Source organism: Streptomyces sp. NPDC020597, assembly GCF_044335095.1.
GTDB lineage: Bacteria > Actinomycetota > Actinomycetes > Streptomycetales > Streptomycetaceae > Streptomyces.
Map to the genome: position 1 here is coordinate 87,919 of NZ_JBIRUL010000003.1, position 20,319 is coordinate 108,237.

Consider the following 20,319-nt stretch of genomic DNA (forward strand, 5'->3'; position numbering starts at 1 on the left):
GCGCTCCCGCCGACCGAAGACCTTGGGGGACGGCATGAACGGCAGCGGCATGAACGGCGGCGGCGTCGACGACAACGGCGTGAACGGCGCGGGCGTGAACGGCGGTCGGGGGACGACCGGCAAGCGGGGCGGGGCCGCAGGCCGGGTCAGGAAGGCCGCGGCTGCCGCCGCCGTCGTCGTCTCGGCCGCCCTCGCCGTGACGGCGTGCCAGCCGACCGAGTCGCCTTCGAAGCCCGCGCAGTCGACGCCCGCGGGTTCCGCGCCCGCGACCTCCCCGTCCGCGAGCGCCGCGACGCCCACCGCGTCGCACCCCGCCGCTTCCGCGCCCCCCACCGCCTCCGCGCCCGGCGCTCCCACCGCCTCGGCCGCCACCGCCACCGACTCCGCCGCTCCCGGCGCCTCGGCGTCGGCGTCCGCGTCGGCGTCCGTGCCCGCAGCCGCCGCGGCCTGCGCCGCGAAGAACCTCGAGGTCTCCGCGTGGCAGGCCGCCGAGCGGCCGGTCGGGACCGGGACCGGAGCCGCGATCGTCCAGTTCGTCAACGTGGGCGGGAAGGCCTGCGTGCTCAAGGGGCACCCGTCCGTCGCGGGGGCCGGCAACGGCTCTCCCGAGCACAACTCCCCGCTCGCCGTCACGGCCAGCGGGCCCGCCTCGCCCGTCACGCTGGCCCCGGGCGGCAAGGCGTGGACGAAGCTGACCTTCGTGCAGGTGCACGGCGAGGCCGACGGGTACTGCAAGTCCGGCGCGGTTCCGTCGGTGTACCCGACCGTGGTGGTCGGTCTGCCGGGCTCCGGGTCGCACCAAGTTGCTCTGGACGACGGTCAGTTCGCCGAGTGCGACAACAAGGTGACCGTCACGGCCGTCTCGGCGGCCAAACCCTGACGGCCCGACCGGGCGCGCCGGCTCACACCACGAGCGGCACGGGATGGATCTCGTCCGCCATGTGACCGGTGCGCTCGTGGATGCGGAGCACGGCCTCCGCCGAGGGGGCCTCGGAGAGGCAGTACACCGTTCCGGACTCCGGGTCCGCCCAGGCGCGTTCGAAGTGCACGTTCTCCTCACCCTCGATGGCGAGGTCCGCCTGGTGGGCCTCGAGGAGCTGGTCGGCCGTGATGCCGTGCATGCCGTGGTGGACGTCCATGAAGCGGGTCATGACTGCCCGCCCCCTTCCGATCTCGCACCGGTTCCGTCTGTTCGCCCCCGCGTATCCATGCTGCGCCCGTCCGCCCACCGGGGCGACCCGGCGGCGGGCGGGTCCGGGACGCCGGGCGCGCGCACGGACGAGGGCTCCGGCGCCGGCTGTCCGGCGCCGGAGCCCTCGTCCGGCGTACGTCGCTCTGTCGTCCTCAGCCGCACTGGCAGGGGCTGCCCGACTGGCAGCCGCAGCCGCACCCGGAGCCGCAGCCGCACGCGCCGATCAGCATCAGGTTCCTGATCTCGGCGGGCTGCTCGGTCGGGTGTTCCTGGGTGGGGTCGGACGTCGGAGCGCTGGGGGACTCGGCCATGGGTTCCTCCCGGAGGCGTAGGGCCTGTGCCCATTCCATGCCCGTTCCCCTGGGCGCATCAACGGCGCACAGTGGCTTGGGCACGCCCTGAGCCGGATCCGGCACGCCCCGGCCCACGCGATGCCCCGCCGCCCCCGGGGCCGATGCCACGCCCCGCCGCGGCCGGCCCCGCCCGTCCTACGCCTCGGCGCCCGTGACGTCCGCGCCCGCCGCCGGCTGGATCTCCGGCTGCAGGTCCGGCTGGAGCTCGTCCGCGTGCTCGCCCGTCACCAGGAACACCACACGCTTCGCCACGGCCACGGCGTGGTCGGCGAACCGCTCGTAGTAGCGGCCGAGCAGGGTCACGTCGACCGCGGTCTCGATGCCGTGCTTCCACTTGTCGTCCAGCAGGTGCTGGAAGAGCGTGCGGTGCAGCAGGTCCATCTCGTCGTCGTCCTGCTCCAGCTGGAGCGCCAGGTCGACGTCCTTCGTGATGATGACCTCGGCCGCCTTCGCCATCAGGCGCTGCGCCAGCTGGCCCATCTCCAGGATGGTGGCGTGCAGGTCGTGCGGGACCGCGCGGCCAGGGAAGCGCAGCCGCGCCAGCTTCGCCACGTGCTGGGCGAGGTCGCCGGACCGCTCCAGGTCTGCCGACATCCGCAGGGACGTGACGACGATCCGCAGGTCCGTCGCCACCGGCTGCTGCCGGGCCAGCAGCGCTATGGCCCGCGCCTCCAGGTCGTGCTGCAGCTCGTCGACCCGCTGGTCGGCCTCGATCACGCTCTCGGCCAGTTTCAGATCGGAGTCGAGGATGGAGGTCGTGGCGCGTCCGATCGCCGACCCGACCAGCCGGGCCATCTCCACCAGGCTGTCGCCGATCGAGTCCAGTTCCTCGTGGTACGCGTCCCGCATCAGGGTTCCCTCTCGTACGTCGTTCTCGGGGTTCGGTTCGGGTTCGGGCTCGGGTTCGCCGGGGTCCGCTCCTCCTGAAGTCCGGGTCCTTCTCGGGCTCCGGGCCCCACGGTGCCACGGTCCGCCCCGTACGCGTCGATTTCCGTCACCCCAAATGAACCACCACTGGCTCCAAGGTGAACTCTGGGCGACGAGTGTTCGAGGTCGCACCTCCGCAGCTGTGGCCAGGACGGATGGCGTGCCTAACCTGAGGGCATGAACGTGAACGCGGCGGTCGCCGCAGCGGCAGCGATCGCCGGTGTGCTCACCGGTGTCATCGCCGTGCTGGCGTTCCGCTGGAGCGAGCGGGAGCAGAAGCGCCCCACACGCACGTCGCTGCACACGGACCCCATGCTGCCGCCCGGCGTGGACACCGTCCTGTCCGTCCTGCGGTCCTCCGCGGTCGTGCTCGACGAGGCCGACGCCGTCGTGAAGGCCAGCTCCGCCGCCTACGCCCTCGGGCTGGTACGCGGAGGACGGCTCAGCGTGGAGCCCATGCTCAAGATGGCCCGGGACACCCGGCGCGACGGGGAGATACGCCAGGTCGAGCTGGACCTCCCCCGGCGCGGGACCGGGCGCGGCGAGGCCCTGGCGGTGTCCGCCCGGGTGGCCCCGCTGGGCTCCCGGCTGGTGCTGCTCCTGGTGGAGGACCTCACCGAGGCCCGTCGCATCGAGGCGGTCCGGCGGGACTTCGTGGCGAACGTCAGCCATGAGCTGAAGACCCCGGTCGGCGCGCTCTCCCTCCTCTCCGAGGCCGTCATGGACGCCTCGGAGGACCCGGAGGCGGTGGAACGGTTCGCCGGCCGTATGCAGATCGAGGCGACCAGGCTGACCAGCCTGGTCCAGGAGCTCATCGATCTGTCGAGGGTGCAGAACGACGACCCGCTCGAGGACGCGGAGCCGGTCGGCGTGGCCGATCTCGTCGCCGAGGCCGTCGACCGCTGCCGGCACCAGGCCGGCGCCAAACAGATCACCATGGCCTCGAACGTGGGCGCGCCCGAAGGGCCCGACGCGTCCGGCGCACCGCACGACGACGCGGCCGCCGGACTGCGCGTCTGGGGCAACCGCGGCCAGCTGGCCGCCGCCCTCGGCAACCTCGTCGAGAACGCCGTCAACTACTCGCCCGCCCGCACCCGCGTCGGCATAGCCGCCCGCCGGGTGAGCGCGCCGGGCGGGGACCAGATCGAGATCGCCGTCACCGACCAGGGCATCGGCATCTCCGACAAGGACAAGGAGCGCATCTTCGAGCGTTTCTACCGCGTCGACCCGGCCCGCTCCCGCGCCACGGGCGGCACCGGCCTCGGGCTGGCGATCGTCAAGCACGTGGCCGCCTCGCACGGCGGGGAGGTCACGGTGTGGAGCGCCGAGAACCAGGGCTCCACGTTCACCCTGCGACTGCCGGAGGCGGGCACGCCCCGCGACCGTGCGGATCAGTATCCGGACCCGGACGAGGTCGACGACGTCGACGATCTCGACGACGTCACCATCCCCTCCTCCCATCCCTCGCCCCGGGCCCCGTCCCGCGCCTCATCCCCCGATTCGACCGCGTACCAGACGCTTTCCGCCCCGGAGGTCCTTCCGTGACCCGAGTGCTCGTCGTCGAGGACGAGGAGTCCTTCTCCGACGCCCTGTCCTACATGCTCCGCAAGGAGGGCTTCGAGGTCGCCGTCGCGACTACCGGGCCCGACGGACTCGACGAGTTCGAGCGCAACGGCGCCGACCTCGTGCTCCTCGACCTGATGCTGCCGGGGCTGCCCGGCACGGAGGTCTGCCGCCAGCTGCGCGGCCGCTCCAACGTCCCCGTGATCATGGTGACCGCAAAGGACAGCGAGATCGACAAGGTCGTCGGCCTGGAGATAGGGGCCGACGACTACGTCACCAAGCCCTTCTCCTCGCGCGAGCTGGTCGCCCGTATCCGGGCGGTCCTGCGCCGGCGCGGCGAGCCCGAGGAGGTGACCCCGGCGGCGCTGGAGGCCGGACCGGTCCGGATGGACGTCGACCGGCACGTGGTGACGGTCTCCGGTTCCAAGGTCGACCTCCCGCTCAAGGAGTTCGACCTGCTGGAGATGCTGCTGCGCAACGCCGGGCGCGTCCTGACCCGCATGCAGCTCATCGACCGGGTGTGGGGCGCCGACTACGTGGGCGACACCAAGACCCTCGACGTCCACGTCAAGCGGCTGCGCGCCAAGATCGAGCCGGACCCGGGCGCGCCGCGCTATCTGGTGACGGTGCGCGGCCTGGGGTACAAGTTCGAGCCGTAGGCCGTAGGCCGTGGGCCATAAGTCGGGGGCCGCGGTCCTTCGCGGACGGGCGGCGGCCTGCGGTACACGCGAGGAGGGCGGCACCCGGACCGGGTGCCGCCCTCCTCGCGTGTCCGGGGTGCGGACGGGGCTCAGTGGCCCGCTGCCGCGCTGTTCGAGGCGCTCGCGGAGGCCGAGCCGGACGGGGAGGGCGAACCGGACCCGGTGCCGCCCGCGCTCGCCGACTCCGAGGGCGACGCGGCCGCGCTCTTGGAGGGGGACGCCGAGGGGGTCGGCATCTTGCTCGGGCCCCAGCTGGAGAAGTAGCCCTCGGCCGGCACGACGAAGGCGGTCAGCTTGACCGCGCCGGTCTTGCTGAAGGTGAAGGTGAGGTTCTGCGCGTCGCCGTCCTTGACGGCCTCACGGCTGTTCGGCAGGACGGCGGAGGCGTTGTTCGCGCCGCCGATGACGACCGAGCCGTGGGCCGGGACCGTCAGCTCGCCCTTGCCCTTGGCGGGCTTGAGCTCGGCGGACTTGCCGGTGGCGTCGACGGTGATGGACTCGAGCGTCTGGGGCTCGTCGTCCGCGTTGAAGACGGTGGCGGAGATCACGGCGGGCCCGGTGGACTCCAGGTCGGGCTGGGTGATCACGACGACGTTCTGCAGTTTGATGTCGCCGACCTTGGCGGCGGCGTTGTCCGGCTTGATCTCCAGGGTCTGGGCGTCGTTTCCGGCGCCGCAGGCGGCGAGCGAGGCGATCGAGAACGCGATGGCGGAGGCGGCGAGGGCGCCGCGTCGAAGGCTGCTGCTCACGGCGGCGGCAACTCCTTGAACGCACGGGCGGCCCTCTTCCGAAAAAAGCCGCCCTAAGGGTCAGTCAGGGGCCTCAGGTTATCGAGCCGTTCCCGCGCCGCCGCACCCGACCCGCCTCTTCGGCGATCTCGGACCGGGGCGAACGCGCGGCGCGAGATCGCCGGACCCGTCCCGGTCCCGTCCCGGGCGCGTTGCGAGTGGGCCCCGTCACTTCCGTCACTCTCGTCCCAAGAGTCAGAAGCAACCCGTCAGCCACTTCGGCTTCACCGGTCGTCCGCCTGCTCGTCCGTCATTCACATAAGCGCGGTCGACGCGCACTCGCGGATTTTCCGTGAAGGAATGCGAGGCCGTCCGGGAAATTGATCACGACCCCGGCCGAAGGGCCGATGATCAATTCCGGAAACGAACGGTAACCGGCCAGGCGCTCCGAACGGAGTAGCGGAAGTCGCACGCGGGCAAGCGGACATATGTGGACGTTCGGCCGTTCGGGTGGCCCTCCGGATGCGTGTAACGTACGCGTTTCACCCCCCTCGGAGAGTGGCTCCGACCTGCGAATACCCGCTTCCTGCGACCCTCCGCAGCACGTTCCTGTTGCAGTTGTCAAGCCCCGAGATATGCCCTGACCTGCGAAAACGCCATTCAGGAACCGCAGTTTCCGTGTTACCCTGGATAGCCACGGAAGGGGTACCTGTCACATGACGTTCAAGGTTGGCGACACCGTGGTCTATCCCCATCACGGGGCCGCGCTGATCGAGGCTATCGAAACTCGCCAGATCAAAGGCGTGGACAAGACCTACTTGGTCCTGAAGGTCGCCCAGGGTGATCTGACGGTACGTGTGCCAGCGGACAATGCGGAGTTCGTCGGCGTGCGTGATGTGGTCGGTCAGGACGGGCTGGACCGGGTCTTCGAGGTGCTGCGCGCGCCGTACGCCGAGGAGCCCACGAACTGGTCGCGTCGTTACAAGGCAAATCTGGAGAAGCTCGCCTCCGGCGATGTCATCAAGGTCGCGGAAGTCGTGCGTGACCTGTGGCGTCGAGAGCGCGAGCGTGGACTCTCCGCAGGTGAGAAGCGCATGCTCGCCAAGGCTCGCCAGATCCTGGTGAGCGAGCTCGCGCTCGCGGAGAACACCAACGAGGACAAGGCGGAAGCCCTGCTCGACGAGGTTCTCGCGTCCTGACGCCGGGCCCGGACCGGTCTCGACGCACGGAAGAACACTGAACTGCCGCGGTGCCCGATGACGTATTCCCGTCGCCGGGCGCTGCGGCATGTCCGCGTCCGGACACCACCTGCACCCCTGCGCACGCCGCTTGTCATGCCCCCGGTGCGCACGCCCGACGAGTCGGCCGATCCGCCCCACGAGGGTGAAGATCCCCCGATACTTGATGTGCCGGGCCCGGGCTGCCGCCTGACCGGCGCGTCACGGAAGGGTCCGGTCAAGGCGTCGCGCCCGGCACTTCCCAGGCCATACCCACGCCAGGCCAGCACACAAACCTGACAGGAACCGATGTCTGACGATTCGCGTCCCTCCCCCGCGCCGACCCGCACCGCGGCGGTGATTCCGGCCGCCGGGCGAGGTGTCCGCCTCGGTCCGGGCGCCCCCAAGGCGCTCCGCACGCTGAGCGGCACGCCCATGCTGATCCACGCGGTGCGCGCGCTCGCCGCGTCCCGCGCGGTCTCCCTCGTCGTCGTCGTGGCCCCACCGGACGGCACGGCGGAGGTCAAGTCCCTGCTCGACGCGCACGCGCTGCCCGACCGCACGGACTTCCTGGTCGTCCCCGGCGGCGAGTCCCGCCAGGAGTCCGTGAAGCTGGGCCTGGACGCCCTGCCGCCCGGCCACGACATCGTGCTGGTCCACGACGCCGCCCGGCCCCTCGTCCCCGTCGACACGGTGGACGCCGTCATCGAAGCCGTGCGCGACGGCGCGCCGGCGGTCGTCCCCGCGCTGCCGCTCGCCGACACCGTCAAGGAGGTCCGGCCGGCCGAGACCGACGGCGACCCGGAGCCGGTCGTCGCCACGCCCGAGCGCGCCCGGCTGCGGGCCGTGCAGACCCCGCAGGGCTTCGACCGCGCCACCCTGGTCCGCGCCCACGAGACGGTCACGGAGAACGTCACCGACGACGCGAGCATGGTCGAGCAGCTGGGCCTGACGGTCGTCGTCGTCCCCGGTCACGAGGAGGCCTTCAAGGTCACCCGGCCCCTCGACCTGATCCTCGCCGAAGCGGTCCTGACCCGCAGGAGGCTCAACGATGGCTTCTGAGACGGCCTTCGGCCACGCGCCCCTCCCCCAGGTGGGCATCGGCACCGACATCCACGCCTTCGAGGAGGGCCGCGAACTGTGGTGCGCCGGCCTCAAGTGGGAGGGTGAGGGCCCCGGGCTGGCCGGACACTCCGACGCGGACGTCGTCGCACACGCCGCCTGCAACGCGCTGTTCTCCGCCGCCGGACTCGGCGACCTCGGGCAGCACTTCGGCACCGGCCGCCCCGAGTGGTCCGGAGCGTCGGGCGTCACGCTGCTCACCGAGGCGGCCCGGATCGTCCGCGAGGCCGGTTTCCGCATCGGCAACGTCGCCGTACAGGTCGTCGGACCCCGCCCCAGGATCGGCAAGCGCCGGGACGAGGCCCAGAGACTGCTGTCGGAGGCGGCGGGCGCTCCGGTCTCCGTGTCCGGGGCGACGACGGACGGGCTCGGCTTCCCGGGCCGCGGCGAGGGCCTGATGGCGGTCGCGACGGCTCTGGTCGTGCGACAGGCCTGACGTGCGCCGGGGCGAGGACGCGGGGGCCACGCCGCCACCGGCCGTCCCGCGTCCCACGGAGGGCGAGCGGCCCGGCCGGGGAGGACGCCCGCGGCCCGCGGGCGGCCTGCCCGGAGGAGGTGTCGGACATCGCCCCGCGCCCACTACCCTGGAGTGGTGACTATTCGCCTGTACGACACCAGCGCCCGGCAGATCCGTGACTTCGCCCCGCTCACACCGGGTTGTGTCTCGATCTACCTCTGTGGCGCCACCGTGCAGGCCGCCCCGCACATCGGGCACATCCGCTCGGGCCTGAACTTCGACATCATGCGCCGCTGGTTCGCCCACCGCGGCTACGACGTCACGTTCATCCGCAACGTCACCGACATCGACGACAAGATCATCGCCAAGTCGCACGACCAGGGCCGCCCCTGGTGGTCCATCGGGTACGACAACGAGCGCGCGTTCAACGACGGTTACCAGGCGCTCGGTTGCCTGCCGCCCACCTACGAACCCCGCGCCACCGGGCACGTCCCGGAGATGATCGAGATGATGCGCGGCCTCATCGAGCGCGGTCACGCCTACGAGTCGGACGGCAACGTCTACTTCGACGTGCGCTCCTTCCCGGGCTACCTGGAGCTGTCCAACCAGGACCTCGATGACCTGCGCCAGCCCTCGGGCGACGGCGAGACCGGCAAGCGCGACCAGCGCGACTTCGCGCTGTGGAAGTCCGTCAAGCCGGGGGAGCCGAGCTGGGAGACGCCGTGGGGACGCGGGCGTCCCGGCTGGCACCTCGAGTGCTCGGCGATGGCGCACAAGTACCTGGGCCCCGCCTTCGACATCCACGGCGGCGGTCTCGACCTGATCTTCCCCCACCACGAGAACGAGATCGCCCAGGCCAAGGCCTTCGGCGACGAGTTCGCGCGGTACTGGGTGCACAACGCCTGGGTCACCATGGCCGGCGAGAAGATGTCGAAGTCGCTGGGCAACAGCGTCCTCGTCTCCGAGATGGTGAAGCAGTGGCGGCCCATCGTGCTGCGCTACTACCTCGGCACGCCCCACTACCGCTCGATGATCGAGTACAGCGAGGAGGCCCTGCGCGAGGCCGAGTCGGCGTTCGCGCGGATCGAGGGCTTCGTGCAGCGCGTCGTCGAGAAGGCCGGCGGGGTCGTCGAGCCGGCCGCCGAGGTGCCGCCCGCCTTCGCCGACGCGATGGACGACGACCTCGGCGTCCCGCAGGCGCTGGCCATCGTGCACACCACGGTCCGCCAGGGGAACTCGGCGCTCGCGGCCGACGACAAGGAAGCCGCGGTGGCCCGCCTCGCCGAGGTCCGCGCCATGCTCGGCGTCCTCGGACTGGACCCGCTGGATGCCCAGTGGGCCGGCGAGGAGACCCGCGGCGAGGACCTGCACGGCGTGGTGGACAGCCTCGTACGGCTCGTGCTCGACCAGCGCGAGTCGGCCCGCGCCCGCAAGGACTGGGGGACCGCGGACGCCATCCGCGACCAGCTCGCCCAGTCCGGCCTGTCCATCGAGGACGGCCCGCAGGGTCCGCGCTGGACTCTGGGCCAGCGCTAGCACCGCGACGGGACCCTGCGGGGAAGCCCCGGTCCTTGATCGAGTGTGCCGCCCGGCCGTCCGGGCGGCACACTGCATAAGACATACGTACGAAGCTCACGGAGACGAGAGACACATGGCAGCCAACAACCGCCGCATGTCCGGCAAGAAGGGCGCGCAGGTCGGCAGTGGCGGCCAGCGGCGCAAGGGCCTCGAGGGCAGGGGTCCGACCCCGCCCGCCGAGATGCGCAAGAAGCACAAGGCGAACCGCATCGCGAACGCCAAGGCGAAGCAGGCCGCACGCCGGCCCGCGCCGCGCGGCCGCGGCGGCAAAGGCACGTCCGAGATGGTCGTCGGCCGCAACCCGGTCGTCGAGGCGCTGCGCGAGGGCGTTCCCGCGACGATCCTGTACGTCCAGCAGTACATCGACAACGACGAGCGGGTGCGCGAGGCGCTGCAGCTCGCCGGCGAGCGCGGCGGCATCCACCTCATGGAGGCCCCGCGTCCCGAGCTGGACCGGATGACCAACGGCCTCAACCACCAGGGCCTCGTCCTCCAGGTCCCGCCGTACGAGTACGCGCACCCCGAGGACCTGGTGTCCGCCGCCCACGACGGTGGCGAGGACCCGCTGATCGTCGCCCTCGACGGCGTCACCGACCCGCGCAACCTGGGCGCCGTCGTCCGCTCGGTCTCCGCCTTCGGCGGGCACGGCGTCGTGGTCCCCGAGCGCCGCGCGGCCGGGATGACGGCCGGCGCCTGGAAGACCTCCGCCGGCACGGCCGCCCGCACCCCGGTCGCCCGTGCCACCAACCTCACCCGGGCCCTCGAGGCCTACAAGAAGGCCGGCATCGCGGTGGTCGGCCTGGCCGCCGACGGCGAGCACGAGGTCGGCACGCTGAAGGCGCTGGACGGCCCGGTCGTCATCGTCGTCGGCAGCGAGGGCAAGGGGCTGTCCCGACTGGTCGGCGAGACCTGCGACTTCCGCGTCCGCATCCCGATGCCGGGCGGCGCCGAATCGCTCAACGCCGGTGTGGCGGCGGGCATCGTGCTGTACGAGGCGGCCCGCCGCAGGAGCTGACGCGTCTCGGGTGGGCTCGCCGACATGCCCGGGGAGCGCGGGAACGCGTGTCCGCGAGTTCACCCGAACGGGTTAATCCCGGCGCATAGTGCAACCTTGACGGAGTCCGGACAGATCCAGCGGGTCAAAGCAGTGTCCTAACCACACGTCACTCGGTTAGATGAGTGTGGACACCAGAACACCCCGCACACCCACGGGGGACCGCTCGTCGGGTTTCGACGACGCTCCCGCGCTGAGCATGGTGAAGGTGCCGAGCGACCCGGCGCAGATCATCGTCAGCCACGCGAGCTTCCGCGTGCAGCTGGCCGCGTCGACGCGGCGTAACCAATCCCCGCGGATCGCCCGGCACGTGAGCGCCATCGATGACACCGCGCGCATGGCCGCCGTCGGGGCGGTGCGCAGAGCGGGCTCCGCCTCCGCGGGCCGTCGGCGGGCCGTCGTCTGGAGCGGCAAGTCCGCCCCCGACGACACCGGCGCCCACCGACTGCTCCAGGCCGTGCGGGCGGGCAGCGTCGGCCACGGCGAGCCTGCCGCCGCCGACGCCGGAGCCACCCAGGTCATCCCCCGCGTCGGCGTCGACGACCGCGGATACGACGGCGACCTCGCCGCGCAGACCCTCGAGACCCCCGTCGTCGGCGCCCAGCGCCGGCCCGCCGCCGGCGAACACCGCATCCTGCCGCACATGCGCACCGTGGGCAGCGCCTACGACGAACCCGCCTACGAAGACGCCCAGTTCGAGGACTTCGCCCCGACCGGCGACGACCCCGACCCGGACCGGGCACGCGCCCCCCGCACCCGGCGGCACGCCGAAGACCCCGCCCGCCACGCGTACTTCCCGGGCCGCCGGATGAACCTCGGCGTGGTCCTCCTGCCGCTGCGCATCTTCCTCGGCTTCATCTCCGTCTACGCCGGCATGGGCAAGCTCTGCGATCCCGTCTACTTCGACGGCGGCGAGCGCGGCTCCATGGTGAAGTGGCTGAACACCCTGCACCCCTGGGAAGTCGCCGAACCCCTGCGTCAGTTCGCCCTCCACCACCCCGTCGGCTCCGGCCTCGTCATCGCCTTCCTCCAGGTCGTCGTGGGTGTCCTGACCGTCCTCGGCTGCTGGCAGCGCATCGCCGCGGTCGTCGGCGCCGGCCTCTCCGCCGCGCTCATCGTCACGGTCAGCTGGAAGACCACGCCGGTCTACGACACGCCCCACATCATCTACCTCGCCGCCTGGTCGCCGCTGATCATCGCGGGCGCTCCCGTCTACTCCATCGACGGCCGCCTCGCCGCCGGCGCCTGGCGCCGTCTCGGCCCCCGCTCCGACCTCTGGGAGCTGCGCCGTTACGTCCTGCGCCGCGGCGCCCTCGTCACCGCGATCGTCGTCGGACTGACCCTGCTGACCGGCTCCCTGCTCGGCGGCGCCGTACGCGACGCCGACCGGGTGATCGTCCCCGGCCCCGGCGAGCCCCCCCGCAACGAACTGCCCGGCTCCCCCCTGCCCGGGAAGTCCGGCACCCACAAGGCGTCCCGCAAGCCGGCCGCCTCCACCTCGCCCACCCAGGACGCCACCTCGGCCGCCCCGACGGCCGGCGCCGACAGCGAACCCTCAGAGTCGCGCGAGACCGACACCTCCGGCGTCGGCGGCGGAGCGCCCAGCCAGACCCAGGGCACCGCCGGCCAGGCCCCGCCCGAGCACTCCGCCCCGCGGGAGCAGGCCCCCAGCACCAGCTCCGGCCCCAGCTCGGGCGGCTCCACCAGCAGCTCCGGCGGCTCGGACGGCGGCTCGAACGGCGGCGGCTCCACCTCCTCCGGCCAGCCCGGCCTCGTCGGTGGCCTCCTCGGATAGACCGACCGGCCCCCGGGAGGCCTTCCGCAGGCCTCCCGGAGAACACGAAAGGGTGCCGTGCGCTCACCGCGCACGGCACCCTTGTCGGCATCCCGGGGCCTTCCAACCTCGCGGCCGGCCCCCTCGGATTCTCAGCGGCCCAGCGTCGCCAGCTCCTTCGCCGCCTCCGTCAGATCCTTCGCGGTGTCGATCGCCCGCCAGTACGCCCCCTGCGGAATCGGGAAACCCGCCAGCCGCCGCTCACGCGCCAGATGGGGGAACGTCGTGCGCTCGTGGTCGCCGCGCTCGGGCAGCAGCCCGGCGAACGCCGGCGAGAAGACGTACACGCCCGCGTTGATCTCATACGTCGTCGGCGGCGCCTCGATGAAGTCCGTGATGTGGCCGAAGCCGTCCGTCTGCACCGCACCCCACGGAATGCGCGGGCGCGCCAGGGCCAGCGTCGCTATCGCATCGCGCTCGGCGTGGAAGTCGGCCATCTCGCGCAGCGAGAAGCGGGTCCAGATGTCACCGTTCGTGGCGTACCAGGGCCGGTCGGGACGGGGGAGCCGGGCGGCCGCGTACTTCAGGCCGCCGCCGCGGCCCAGCGGCTCGGTCTCCACGACGGTGGTGACGTTCACGGGCAGATCGGCTGTCTTCAGCCAGTCCTGCAGCACCTCGGCGAGATGCCCGCAGGAGACGACGACGTCCGTCACGCCCTCCTCGGCGAGCCAGACGAGCTGATGGCCGATGATCGGCGTCCCCGTGCCGGGGATCTCGACCATCGGCTTGGGCCGGTCGTCGGTGTAGGGACGCAGCCGTGACCCCTGGCCACCGGCCAGGATGACGGCTTGCGTGGGACGGGACGCGGCGTGCGGATCGGTCATGACCGCACTGTACGTGCCGCCCGCGCACAGGCAGGCGTGCGGCTCCCCCGGCGGGAGGGGAGCCGCACGGTCCGGAACGGGCGCCGGGCGCCCGGCGGCCCCTCAGCCGCGCGCCGCCAGCACGCCCGACGCGAAGGCCGTGTCGCACACCGGGCGCGAGTACGACTGCGCCCGGGACGGCCCGTACATACGGACCGCGGCGCGGCCCAGCGCGCGGGCGATGGACGAACAGTGCCGCGCCAACGACGGCTTGCCGTTCACGGCGGCCTGGAGATGGGTCAGGGCGACGCCCGGATCCTTCTCCTGGAGCTCGGACAGCAACTGGTCGCGCAACACGTCCTGCGGGGCCTTGGCGGCCTTCCGCGAGGACTGGTGCACGGCGGAGACGTCGGAGGCGGTGAGCACCGAATCCGAGGGGTTCCCCGACCAGTTGACCCGGGTGACCGCGAGGGTCCCGGAGAGCACCATGACGACGGGCAGGACGAGAGCGAGCGAGCGGCCGATCCGGCGGGCTGGGCCGCCCCGGCCGCTGCGCGTGCGCTGGGTGGTGGAGTGGTTCGCGGAGTGCTTCACGCGTGAGAGGGTAGCGTGCAGTAATGAGCCCGCGACAATGAGTCACCCGTACGGGGGATGGAGCTGTGCTCCTTTTCGGGTAAGGCGTTGACGGCGGCATATCGAAATGTCCGCTGTGCCGGGGATTCTGCGCGCACGGAAAAAAGGCCCCGCAGCAGGCTGCGGGGCCTTTTTCACCGGCCAGGGTGAAACGCCGGAGTTTAATCAGGCGTCTTTCACCGTCGTCGGACTCGCGCAGGTCCGTCGGTCGGTCCGTGGGCCCCTCCGGTGGGACCGGTCAGTCCGACAGGCGGGCGCCCGTCGACGTGGAGAACACGTGGGTCTCGCCCGCGCGCGGGACGACGTGCAGCGTGCTGCCCTTCTCCGGGACGTCACGGCCGCCGACGCGCACGACGAGGTCCTTCGTCTCGTCGCCCACCTGGGCGCTGCCGTAGACGAAGGCGTCCGAGCCGAGCTCCTCGACCACGTTCACCGTGACCGCGAGACCCTTCTCGACGCCGGTGGCCACGTCGAAGTGCTCCGGACGGACGCCCACCGTGACCGTCTTGTCGGTGGCGGCGGCCAGCGCGTCACGCTGCACCGGCACCACCGAGTTGCCGAACTTCACGCCGCCGTCCGTGATCGGCACCTCGACGAGGTTCATCGCGGGCGAACCGATGAAGCCGGCCACGAACAGGTTCGCGGGCTTGTCGTACATGTTGCGAGGGGTGTCGACCTGCTGGAGCAGGCCGTCCTTCAGCACCGCCACACGGTCGCCCATCGTCAGGGCCTCGACCTGGTCGTGGGTGACGTACACGGTGGTGATGCCGAGGCGGCGCTGCAGCGACGCGATCTGCGTACGCGTCGACACACGGAGCTTGGCGTCCAGGTTCGACAGCGGCTCGTCCATGAGGAACACCTGCGGCTCGCGCACGATGGCGCGGCCCATCGCCACACGCTGGCGCTGACCGCCGGAGAGCGCCTTCGGCTTGCGGTCCAGGTACTCGGTCAGGTCGAGGATCTTCGCCGCCTCCTCGACCTTCTGCCGGATCTCCGCCTTGTTCACGCCGGCGATCTTCAGCGCGAAACCCATGTTGTCGGCGACCGACATGTGCGGGTACAGCGCGTAGTTCTGGAACACCATGGCGATGTCCCGGTCCTTCGGCGGCAGGTGGGTGACGTCGCGGTCGCCGATGCGGATCGCGCCGCCGTTGACGTCCTCGAGCCCCGCGAGCATGCGGAGCGAGGTGGACTTGCCGCAACCGGACGGGCCGACCAGGACGAGGAACTCGCCGTCCGCGATGTCGATCTCGAGCGCGTCGACGGCGGGCTTCGTGGAGCCCGGGTAAATCCGGGTCGCCTTGTCGAACGTAACAGTGGCCATGGCTCAGAGGCCCCCTTCTACCGGCAGGAACGTGCCGGACGATCCGTTGTAGGAAGGTGGTTGGTGTAGTCCACATGAGCGAACTGGGTCAGGACGCTACCTCGCGTTCGCCGGATCTGTCAGTACCCGAAGGCATGTGAACTTCGCGGAAATTCTCGGACGTGGCAGCACCGCACCGGCGCGGAGGGCGGAAGCCCGTGGCCTTCGGAAACGGGGGCTGTGTACAGTGGAGCCGCCCTCGCGCGCGGTGTCGCCGCGCGCGGTGCCTCCTTAGCTCAGCTGGCCAGAGCGCCGCACTTGTAATGCGTAGGTCGTCGGTTCGAATCCGACAGGGGGCTCTGTGAAAGCCCAGGTCAGGATGTTTCTGACCTGGGCTTTTCGTGCTCCTGGCTGTCCGGGTGGTGCTGCCTTCAGATGCGCAGCAGGCGGGCGGTCTCCAGCCTTCTCGGGTCCGGGGGGCGGGTGTCCGCGATCTCCCAGAGGCAGTCCTGGAGGACGCGGGCGAGGGTCCAGGCGCGGGCCCGGTCGCGGTCGAGGCCGAGGGTGGCGGTCAGCGCGTCGAAGCGCCAGTGCACGTCCGCCGGGTCGTAGCGGTCGACGATGGCGGGCAGGAGTTCGAAGCCGGGGTCGCCGGCGAGGGGCTTGGGGTCGATGGCGAGCCAGCGGGCTCGGTCGGCGGCGAGGACGTTCTCGTAGTGCAGGTCCCAGTGCAGGAGCCGGTCGCCCGGTTCGGCGACGACCTCGCTCAGGGCGGCCGCGCAGTCGGCGATCAGGCGGCGGTCTGCCCGGTCGGGGACGTGTTCCAGGGCGCGGGGGGTCTGTTCCAGCATGGCGTGGGCGATGTCGTCCAGGCGGCGCATGTGCTCGGGGGCGGCCAGGGCCGTCAGGTGGGTCAGCAGGTCGGCGATGACGAGGACCGCCTCGTGGACGTCGTCGAGGTGGGACAGCATGCGGGTGGGGTCGAGGCGTTCGAGGAGCATCGTGCCGGTGGGTTCGTCGTGCCGGAGGAGGCGGACGGCGTGGTCGCCGTTCCAGAGGCGCAGGGCGACGGGTTCGCCGGCGCTCTCCTCGTCGAGGATCTGCAGTTTGAGGACGGCGTTGGCGCCGTCGGCGGTGGTGACGGGGAGGACGAGGGCGCTCACGCCGTGCATGGACGGGCCGTCGAGCCTTAGCTGCCAGCGGTCGAGGAAGCTCTGTGCGAGGTCCGGGAGGGCGGTGATGAAGGCGTGGCCTGCCGGGCCGTTGTACTTCACCTGTTCTGCGGCGAGTGCGGCGGGAACGTCGATCACCTCGGGGACGATACTGGGCCGGGTGAGCGGGCTCAGGGGGTTTTCCGGGGTCGGCCGGGCGGTGTGGGCGTACGTCCGCAGTGCGCCCGGCACGTATGTGTGGCTGGCGGTCCTGTTCGTCACGACGGTGGCGTTGCACCGTATGTCCCCGGAGTTCGAGCAGGAGTTCCTGCGGCAGCGGTCGACGAACATCCATGAGCTGTCGCGGCATCCGGTGCGGGTGCTGGTGGCGAGCGCGATGTGGATCGACGGGGGATTCTGGGCGCCGTACGCGGTGCTGTACACGGTGTTCCACGCCCGGGTGGAGCGCTGGCTGGGGACGGCGCGGTGGCTGGCGGTGTGTGCGGCGGCTCATGTGCTGGCGACGCTGGTCAGCGAGGGGGCGCTGGCGGTGGCGATCCAGGAGGGGGTGGCCCCGCCGTCGTCGGCGGAGACCCTGGACGTCGGGGTGAGTTATGCGTTGTCGGGTGTGGTGGCGGTGCTGTTCCACGGGATTCGGTCGCCGTGGCGGTATGCGTACCTCGTGGTGGTTCTGGTCTTCTACGGTCTTCCGCTGGCGGAGGGGCCGACGTTCACGGACTTCGGTCATTTCGTGTCCGTGTTGATCGGGCTGGCGTGTTTTCCGCTGGTCAGGGGGCGGGGAAGGGCGCGGGACCCGAAGCGGACGGCGGAGGTGCGACCGGGGGGCGGGGCCGGGGGATGAGGACGACCTTGCCGGTGGTTCGGCGGATTTCGCGTCGGGGTCAGGGGGCGGCGGCGGTTGTCAGTGGCGGGGTGCAGCATGGGGGCATGGCGAGGACGGGTTCAGGTACAGGTGCGGGCGTGCGCTCGGGCGCGGCGGCGAGAGGCGGGGCCGGGGGCAGGGGGGCCGGCGTGGTGAAGGGTGCACGGCGGCCGGAGGTGCGGCTGCCGGCGCTCGAGCCGTTCGCGGACGGGGAGCTGGAGCCGGACGGGGACTACGACGGCGTGGCGTTCCATGAGCTGGATCTGGCGGGGCAGGACGGCGGGGGCGCCCGGTTCATGGACTGTGCGGTGACGGGGTGCGCGCTGGACGAGACGCGGTTGCGCAAGGCCCGGGTCCTGGACTCCGTCCTCACCGGCCTGCGCGGCGTCGGCACGGATCTGGCGGAGGCGACGCTGCGTGACGTGGAGGTGCGCGACGCCCGTCTGGGCGGTGCGCAGCTGTACGGGGCGGTGCTGGAGCGGGTGGTGGTGCGCGGCGGCAAGATCGACTATCTGAATCTGCGTCAGGCGCGTTTGCGGGACGTCGTCTTCGAGGGGTGCGTCCTGGTCGAGCCGGATTTCGGGGGTGCGCGTCTGGAGCGTGTCGAGTTCGTCGACTGTGCGGTGAAGGCCGCCGACTTCACGGCGGCGACGCTGACCGACGTGGATCTGCGGGGGGCGGTGGAGCTGGGCATCGCCGGCGGTGTGGGCCGGCTGTCGGGCGCGGTGATCAGCGCGGCCCAGCTGCTGGATCTGGCTCCGGTGCTGGCGGGTGAGCTGGGGATCAGGGTGGAGGGCTGACGGGAGGTGCGGCGGGGGTCATGCGACGCGGGGGAAGCGTGCCTGGAGCGTCCAGACGGCCGGGTTCTCGCCGAGGTCGTCGTGCAGGTCGATCAGGTCGGCGAGCAGGTCGTGCAGGAAGTCGCGGGCTTCGCGGCGGAGTTCGGCGTGCGAGAAGGTCAGCGGGGGTTCCTCGGCCGGCATCCAGTCGGCCTCGACGTCCACCCATCCGAAGCGGCGTTCGAAGAGCATGCGGTCGGTGGACTCGGTGAAGTCCAGTTCGGCGTGCTGCGGGCGGGAGGCACGGGAGCCCGCCGGGTCCTGGTCGATCTGCTCGACGATGTCGCACAGGGCCCACGCGAAGTCCAGTACCGGCACCCATCCCCAGGCTGTGGACACCTCGCGGTCCGCCTTGGTGTCGGCGAGGTAGACGTCCCCGCAGAACAGGTCGTGGCGCAGGGCGCGGACGTCCGCGCGCCGGTAGTCCGTCTGCGGGGGGTCCGGGAAGCGGTTGGAGAGGGCGTAGCCGATGTCGAGCACGTAGGCGATGGTGTCACGGCCCCGTGTCCCCGCCGGACGTCCCCATAGGATGACTGACATGTCCAGAACCGTGAGGTGTATTCCGGGTGTGGCCGGGTTACTGGCCTGCAGCCTGGTCCTGGCCGGGTGCGTCGGCGGTTCGGGGGGCGGCTCCGAGGGCGCCCCGGGCGTGGGCGACCCGTACTTCCCGAAGGCGGGCAACGGCGGCTACGACGTCTCCCACTACGGCCTCACGCTCGCCTACGACCCGGGCGGCGGCGGCCGGCTGACCGGCTCCGCCGTGATCACCGCCCGAGCCACCCGGGATCTCTCCGCGTTCCGCCTGGACTTCGCGGGCATGGACGTGGCGGCGGTGACCGTCGAGGGCGCGACGGCCGGCTTCCGGCGGGACGGCCAGGAGCTGACCGTGCGCCCTTCGGACTCCCTGGCCGAGGGCGAGACCTTCGAGGTTGCGGTCCGCTATTCCGGCAGCCCGCGCACGATCACCGATCCCGACGGTTCGAAGGAGGGCTGGCTGCGCACCGAGGACGGGGCCCTGGCCCTCGGTGAGCCGGTCGGCTCGATGGCCTGGTTCCCGGGCGATCACCACCCGTCCGACAAGGCAACCTACGACATCGCCGTCACCGTCCCGGAGGGGCTGACGGCCGTCTCGAACGGGGAGTTGCGAAGCCGGCGGGCGGCGGGCGGCGGGCGTACGACGTTCTCCTGGCGGACCGCCGAGCCGATGGCGAGCTATCTGGCGACGGTCGCGATCGGCGTCTACACGGTGACCGCTTCCACGACCGAGGACGGTCTGCCGGTGTACGTCGCGGTCGACCCGACGCAGGCGGCGGCCGGCCGCGAGGTGCTGGCCCGGCTGCCCGAGGTGATGGAGTGGGCGCAGGACAACTTCGGCCCGTACCCCTTCTCGTCGGCCGGGGCGATCGTCGACCGCCCCGAGGACGCCGGGTACGCGCTGGAGACCCAGAACCGTCCCGTCTACCCGGGCGCCCCCGACCTGCCGACGTTGGTGCACGAGACCGCCCACCAGTGGTTCGGCGACTCCGTGACGCCGAAGAGCTGGCAGGACATGTGGCTCAACGAGGGGTTCGCGACCTACGCGGAGTGGCTGTGGGCGGAGGACGAGGGCGGCGCCACGGCGGAGCAGACGTTCACCGGGCTCTACGACCACGGCGTCGAGCGGTACGCGAACCTGTGGGACTTCCCGCCCGCGAAGCCGACGAGCGCCGCCCAGGTCTCCGAGGCGCCGGTCTACCAGCGTGGCGCGATGGTGCTGCACCGCATCCGGCAGACGGTCGGCGACGACGCCTTCTACGACATCGTGCAGGGCTGGGCCGCCGCCCACCGGCACGGGAACGCCGACACGCACGCCTTCACGGCGTACGTCGAGAAGGCGGCGCCGGACGCGGACTTCGACGACATCTGGGCGGACTGGCTGTACGGGAAGGGCAAACCCGAGCTCCCTTGAGGCCTCTTCGTCGTCCGTTTCCGTTCACCCTGC

The 20,319-nt window shown here is 71.8% G+C and carries 21 protein-coding genes and 1 tRNA gene; 13 read left to right on the forward strand and 9 right to left on the reverse strand.

Going from position 1 to position 20,319, the window contains the following annotated elements; translation table 11 throughout:
• The first annotated feature begins 34 nt into the window (after positions 1 to 34).
• Positions 35 to 880, forward strand: coding sequence for a DUF4232 domain-containing protein (locus tag ACH4ZA_RS06540; RefSeq protein ID WP_398428315.1), 846 nt, complete (start codon positions 35 to 37; stop codon positions 878 to 880).
• A gap of 22 nt (positions 881 to 902) precedes the next feature.
• Here the strand turns inward: ACH4ZA_RS06540 and ACH4ZA_RS06545 are convergent, their stop codons facing one another.
• The 3 genes from ACH4ZA_RS06545 to phoU all read right to left on the reverse strand — a co-directional run bounded on the left by ACH4ZA_RS06545 (position 903) and on the right by phoU (position 2,394).
• On the reverse strand, positions 903 to 1,151 hold the full coding sequence (locus ACH4ZA_RS06545; protein WP_319278021.1) for an SCO4226 family nickel-binding protein: 249 nt from the start codon (positions 1,149 to 1,151) through the stop codon (positions 903 to 905).
• Between the two features lie 193 nt (positions 1,152 to 1,344).
• Positions 1,345 to 1,503 carry a hypothetical protein gene (locus tag ACH4ZA_RS06550; RefSeq protein WP_199863797.1) on the reverse strand — a complete coding sequence of 53 codons (159 nt, stop codon included), beginning with the start codon at positions 1,501 to 1,503 and terminating at the stop codon, positions 1,345 to 1,347.
• Between the two features lie 177 nt (positions 1,504 to 1,680).
• Positions 1,681 to 2,394: a phosphate signaling complex protein PhoU gene (gene phoU, locus ACH4ZA_RS06555; RefSeq protein ID WP_319278022.1), complete on the reverse strand. Its 714-nt coding sequence runs from the start codon at positions 2,392 to 2,394 to the stop codon at positions 1,681 to 1,683.
• Between the two features lie 255 nt (positions 2,395 to 2,649).
• Between phoU and ACH4ZA_RS06560 the strand changes: the two genes are divergently transcribed.
• A complete protein-coding gene (locus ACH4ZA_RS06560; RefSeq protein WP_319278024.1) occupies positions 2,650 to 4,017 on the forward strand; it encodes an ATP-binding protein in 1,368 nt (455 codons plus the stop codon).
• Positions 4,014 to 4,694 (forward strand): response regulator transcription factor, encoded by a 681-nt coding sequence (locus tag ACH4ZA_RS06565; RefSeq protein WP_015659563.1) that lies wholly within the window; start codon positions 4,014 to 4,016, stop codon positions 4,692 to 4,694. The genes ACH4ZA_RS06560 and ACH4ZA_RS06565 overlap by 4 nt, the downstream gene beginning before the upstream one ends.
• Before the next feature lie 131 nt (positions 4,695 to 4,825).
• Here ACH4ZA_RS06565 and ACH4ZA_RS06570 read toward each other — a convergent pair whose 3' ends face one another.
• Entirely contained in the window at positions 4,826 to 5,485 is a 660-nt protein-coding gene (locus ACH4ZA_RS06570) for a DUF461 domain-containing protein (RefSeq protein ID WP_398428318.1), read from the reverse strand.
• 695 nt (positions 5,486 to 6,180) lie between these two features.
• Here ACH4ZA_RS06570 and ACH4ZA_RS06575 point away from each other — a divergent pair.
• The 6 genes from ACH4ZA_RS06575 to ACH4ZA_RS06600 all read left to right on the forward strand — a co-directional run bounded on the left by ACH4ZA_RS06575 (position 6,181) and on the right by ACH4ZA_RS06600 (position 12,687).
• Positions 6,181 to 6,663 carry a CarD family transcriptional regulator gene (locus tag ACH4ZA_RS06575; protein WP_003953493.1) on the forward strand — a complete coding sequence of 161 codons (483 nt, stop codon included), beginning with the start codon at positions 6,181 to 6,183 and terminating at the stop codon, positions 6,661 to 6,663.
• A 327-nt stretch (positions 6,664 to 6,990) separates the two neighbouring features.
• Positions 6,991 to 7,743 carry a 2-C-methyl-D-erythritol 4-phosphate cytidylyltransferase gene (gene ispD / locus ACH4ZA_RS06580; RefSeq protein ID WP_319278029.1) on the forward strand — a complete coding sequence of 251 codons (753 nt, stop codon included), beginning with the start codon at positions 6,991 to 6,993 and terminating at the stop codon, positions 7,741 to 7,743.
• Positions 7,733 to 8,239, forward strand: a complete 507-nt coding sequence (gene ispF, locus ACH4ZA_RS06585; RefSeq protein ID WP_319278030.1) for a 2-C-methyl-D-erythritol 2,4-cyclodiphosphate synthase — start codon at positions 7,733 to 7,735, stop codon at positions 8,237 to 8,239. The genes ispD and ispF overlap by 11 nt, the downstream gene beginning before the upstream one ends.
• Positions 8,240 to 8,395: 156 nt before the next feature.
• Positions 8,396 to 9,796: a cysteine--tRNA ligase gene (gene cysS / locus ACH4ZA_RS06590; RefSeq protein ID WP_319278032.1), complete on the forward strand. Its 1,401-nt coding sequence runs from the start codon at positions 8,396 to 8,398 to the stop codon at positions 9,794 to 9,796.
• A 115-nt stretch (positions 9,797 to 9,911) separates the two neighbouring features.
• Positions 9,912 to 10,853 (forward strand): 23S rRNA (guanosine(2251)-2'-O)-methyltransferase RlmB, encoded by a 942-nt coding sequence (rlmB, locus tag ACH4ZA_RS06595; RefSeq protein ID WP_319278034.1) that lies wholly within the window; start codon positions 9,912 to 9,914, stop codon positions 10,851 to 10,853.
• Between the two features lie 160 nt (positions 10,854 to 11,013).
• Entirely contained in the window at positions 11,014 to 12,687 is a 1,674-nt protein-coding gene (locus tag ACH4ZA_RS06600) for a DoxX family membrane protein (RefSeq protein ID WP_319278036.1), read from the forward strand.
• 131 nt (positions 12,688 to 12,818) lie between these two features.
• Here ACH4ZA_RS06600 and ACH4ZA_RS06605 read toward each other — a convergent pair whose 3' ends face one another.
• From ACH4ZA_RS06605 to ACH4ZA_RS06615, 3 genes are all read right to left on the reverse strand, one after another.
• Positions 12,819 to 13,550, reverse strand: a complete 732-nt coding sequence (locus ACH4ZA_RS06605; protein WP_319278038.1) for a nucleotidyltransferase family protein — start codon at positions 13,548 to 13,550, stop codon at positions 12,819 to 12,821.
• A gap of 102 nt (positions 13,551 to 13,652) precedes the next feature.
• Positions 13,653 to 14,123, reverse strand: a complete 471-nt coding sequence (locus ACH4ZA_RS06610) for a hypothetical protein (protein ID WP_307044004.1) — start codon at positions 14,121 to 14,123, stop codon at positions 13,653 to 13,655.
• Positions 14,124 to 14,400: 277 nt separating this feature from the next.
• On the reverse strand, positions 14,401 to 15,486 hold the full coding sequence (locus tag ACH4ZA_RS06615) for an ABC transporter ATP-binding protein (protein ID WP_306951086.1): 1,086 nt from the start codon (positions 15,484 to 15,486) through the stop codon (positions 14,401 to 14,403).
• A gap of 264 nt (positions 15,487 to 15,750) precedes the next feature.
• Between ACH4ZA_RS06615 and ACH4ZA_RS06620 the strand changes: the two genes are divergently transcribed.
• Positions 15,751 to 15,824 (forward strand) — tRNA-Thr (locus ACH4ZA_RS06620).
• A 72-nt stretch (positions 15,825 to 15,896) separates the two neighbouring features.
• On the opposite strand, the gene ACH4ZA_RS06625 is transcribed toward ACH4ZA_RS06620, so the two are convergent.
• Complete coding sequence (locus ACH4ZA_RS06625) at positions 15,897 to 16,787, reverse strand: aminoglycoside phosphotransferase family protein (RefSeq protein WP_398428558.1); 891 nt, start codon at positions 16,785 to 16,787, stop codon at positions 15,897 to 15,899.
• Positions 16,788 to 16,797: 10 nt separating this feature from the next.
• On the opposite strand from ACH4ZA_RS06625, the gene ACH4ZA_RS06630 reads away from it, so the two are divergent.
• Positions 16,798 to 17,478 (forward strand): rhomboid-like protein, encoded by a 681-nt coding sequence (locus ACH4ZA_RS06630; RefSeq protein ID WP_398428322.1) that lies wholly within the window; start codon positions 16,798 to 16,800, stop codon positions 17,476 to 17,478.
• A gap of 86 nt (positions 17,479 to 17,564) precedes the next feature.
• Entirely contained in the window at positions 17,565 to 18,299 is a 735-nt protein-coding gene (locus ACH4ZA_RS06635; RefSeq protein WP_398428324.1) for a pentapeptide repeat-containing protein, read from the forward strand.
• An 18-nt stretch (positions 18,300 to 18,317) separates the two neighbouring features.
• Here the strand turns inward: ACH4ZA_RS06635 and ACH4ZA_RS06640 are convergent, their stop codons facing one another.
• The gene (locus tag ACH4ZA_RS06640; protein WP_319278108.1) at positions 18,318 to 18,818 is read right to left on the reverse strand and encodes a hypothetical protein; all 501 of its coding nucleotides are present in this window, start codon (positions 18,816 to 18,818) and stop codon (positions 18,318 to 18,320) included.
• A 58-nt stretch (positions 18,819 to 18,876) separates the two neighbouring features.
• Here ACH4ZA_RS06640 and ACH4ZA_RS06645 point away from each other — a divergent pair, with 58 nt between their 5' ends.
• A complete protein-coding gene (locus ACH4ZA_RS06645; protein WP_398428325.1) occupies positions 18,877 to 20,286 on the forward strand; it encodes a M1 family metallopeptidase in 1,410 nt (469 codons plus the stop codon).
• The last annotated feature ends 33 nt before the right edge of the window (positions 20,287 to 20,319 follow it).

Coding starts and splice junctions, on each gene's coding strand:
- ACH4ZA_RS06540 (WP_398428315.1), top strand. CDS start 35: ATGAACGGCAGCGGCATGAACGGCGGCGGCGTCGACGACAACGGCGTG.
- ACH4ZA_RS06545 (WP_319278021.1), bottom strand. CDS start 1,151: ATGACCCGCTTCATGGACGTCCACCACGGCATGCACGGCATCACGGCC.
- ACH4ZA_RS06550 (WP_199863797.1), bottom strand. CDS start 1,503: ATGGCCGAGTCCCCCAGCGCTCCGACGTCCGACCCCACCCAGGAACAC.
- phoU (WP_319278022.1), bottom strand. CDS start 2,394: ATGCGGGACGCGTACCACGAGGAACTGGACTCGATCGGCGACAGCCTG.
- ACH4ZA_RS06560 (WP_319278024.1), top strand. CDS start 2,650: ATGAACGTGAACGCGGCGGTCGCCGCAGCGGCAGCGATCGCCGGTGTG.
- ACH4ZA_RS06575 (WP_003953493.1), top strand. CDS start 6,181: ATGACGTTCAAGGTTGGCGACACCGTGGTCTATCCCCATCACGGGGCC.
- ispD (WP_319278029.1), top strand. CDS start 6,991: ATGTCTGACGATTCGCGTCCCTCCCCCGCGCCGACCCGCACCGCGGCG.
- ispF (WP_319278030.1), top strand. CDS start 7,733: ATGGCTTCTGAGACGGCCTTCGGCCACGCGCCCCTCCCCCAGGTGGGC.
- rlmB (WP_319278034.1), top strand. CDS start 9,912: ATGGCAGCCAACAACCGCCGCATGTCCGGCAAGAAGGGCGCGCAGGTC.
- ACH4ZA_RS06600 (WP_319278036.1), top strand. CDS start 11,014: ATGAGTGTGGACACCAGAACACCCCGCACACCCACGGGGGACCGCTCG.
- ACH4ZA_RS06605 (WP_319278038.1), bottom strand. CDS start 13,550: ATGACCGATCCGCACGCCGCGTCCCGTCCCACGCAAGCCGTCATCCTG.
- ACH4ZA_RS06615 (WP_306951086.1), bottom strand. CDS start 15,486: ATGGCCACTGTTACGTTCGACAAGGCGACCCGGATTTACCCGGGCTCC.
- ACH4ZA_RS06635 (WP_398428324.1), top strand. CDS start 17,565: ATGGCGAGGACGGGTTCAGGTACAGGTGCGGGCGTGCGCTCGGGCGCG.
- ACH4ZA_RS06645 (WP_398428325.1), top strand. CDS start 18,877: ATGTCCAGAACCGTGAGGTGTATTCCGGGTGTGGCCGGGTTACTGGCC.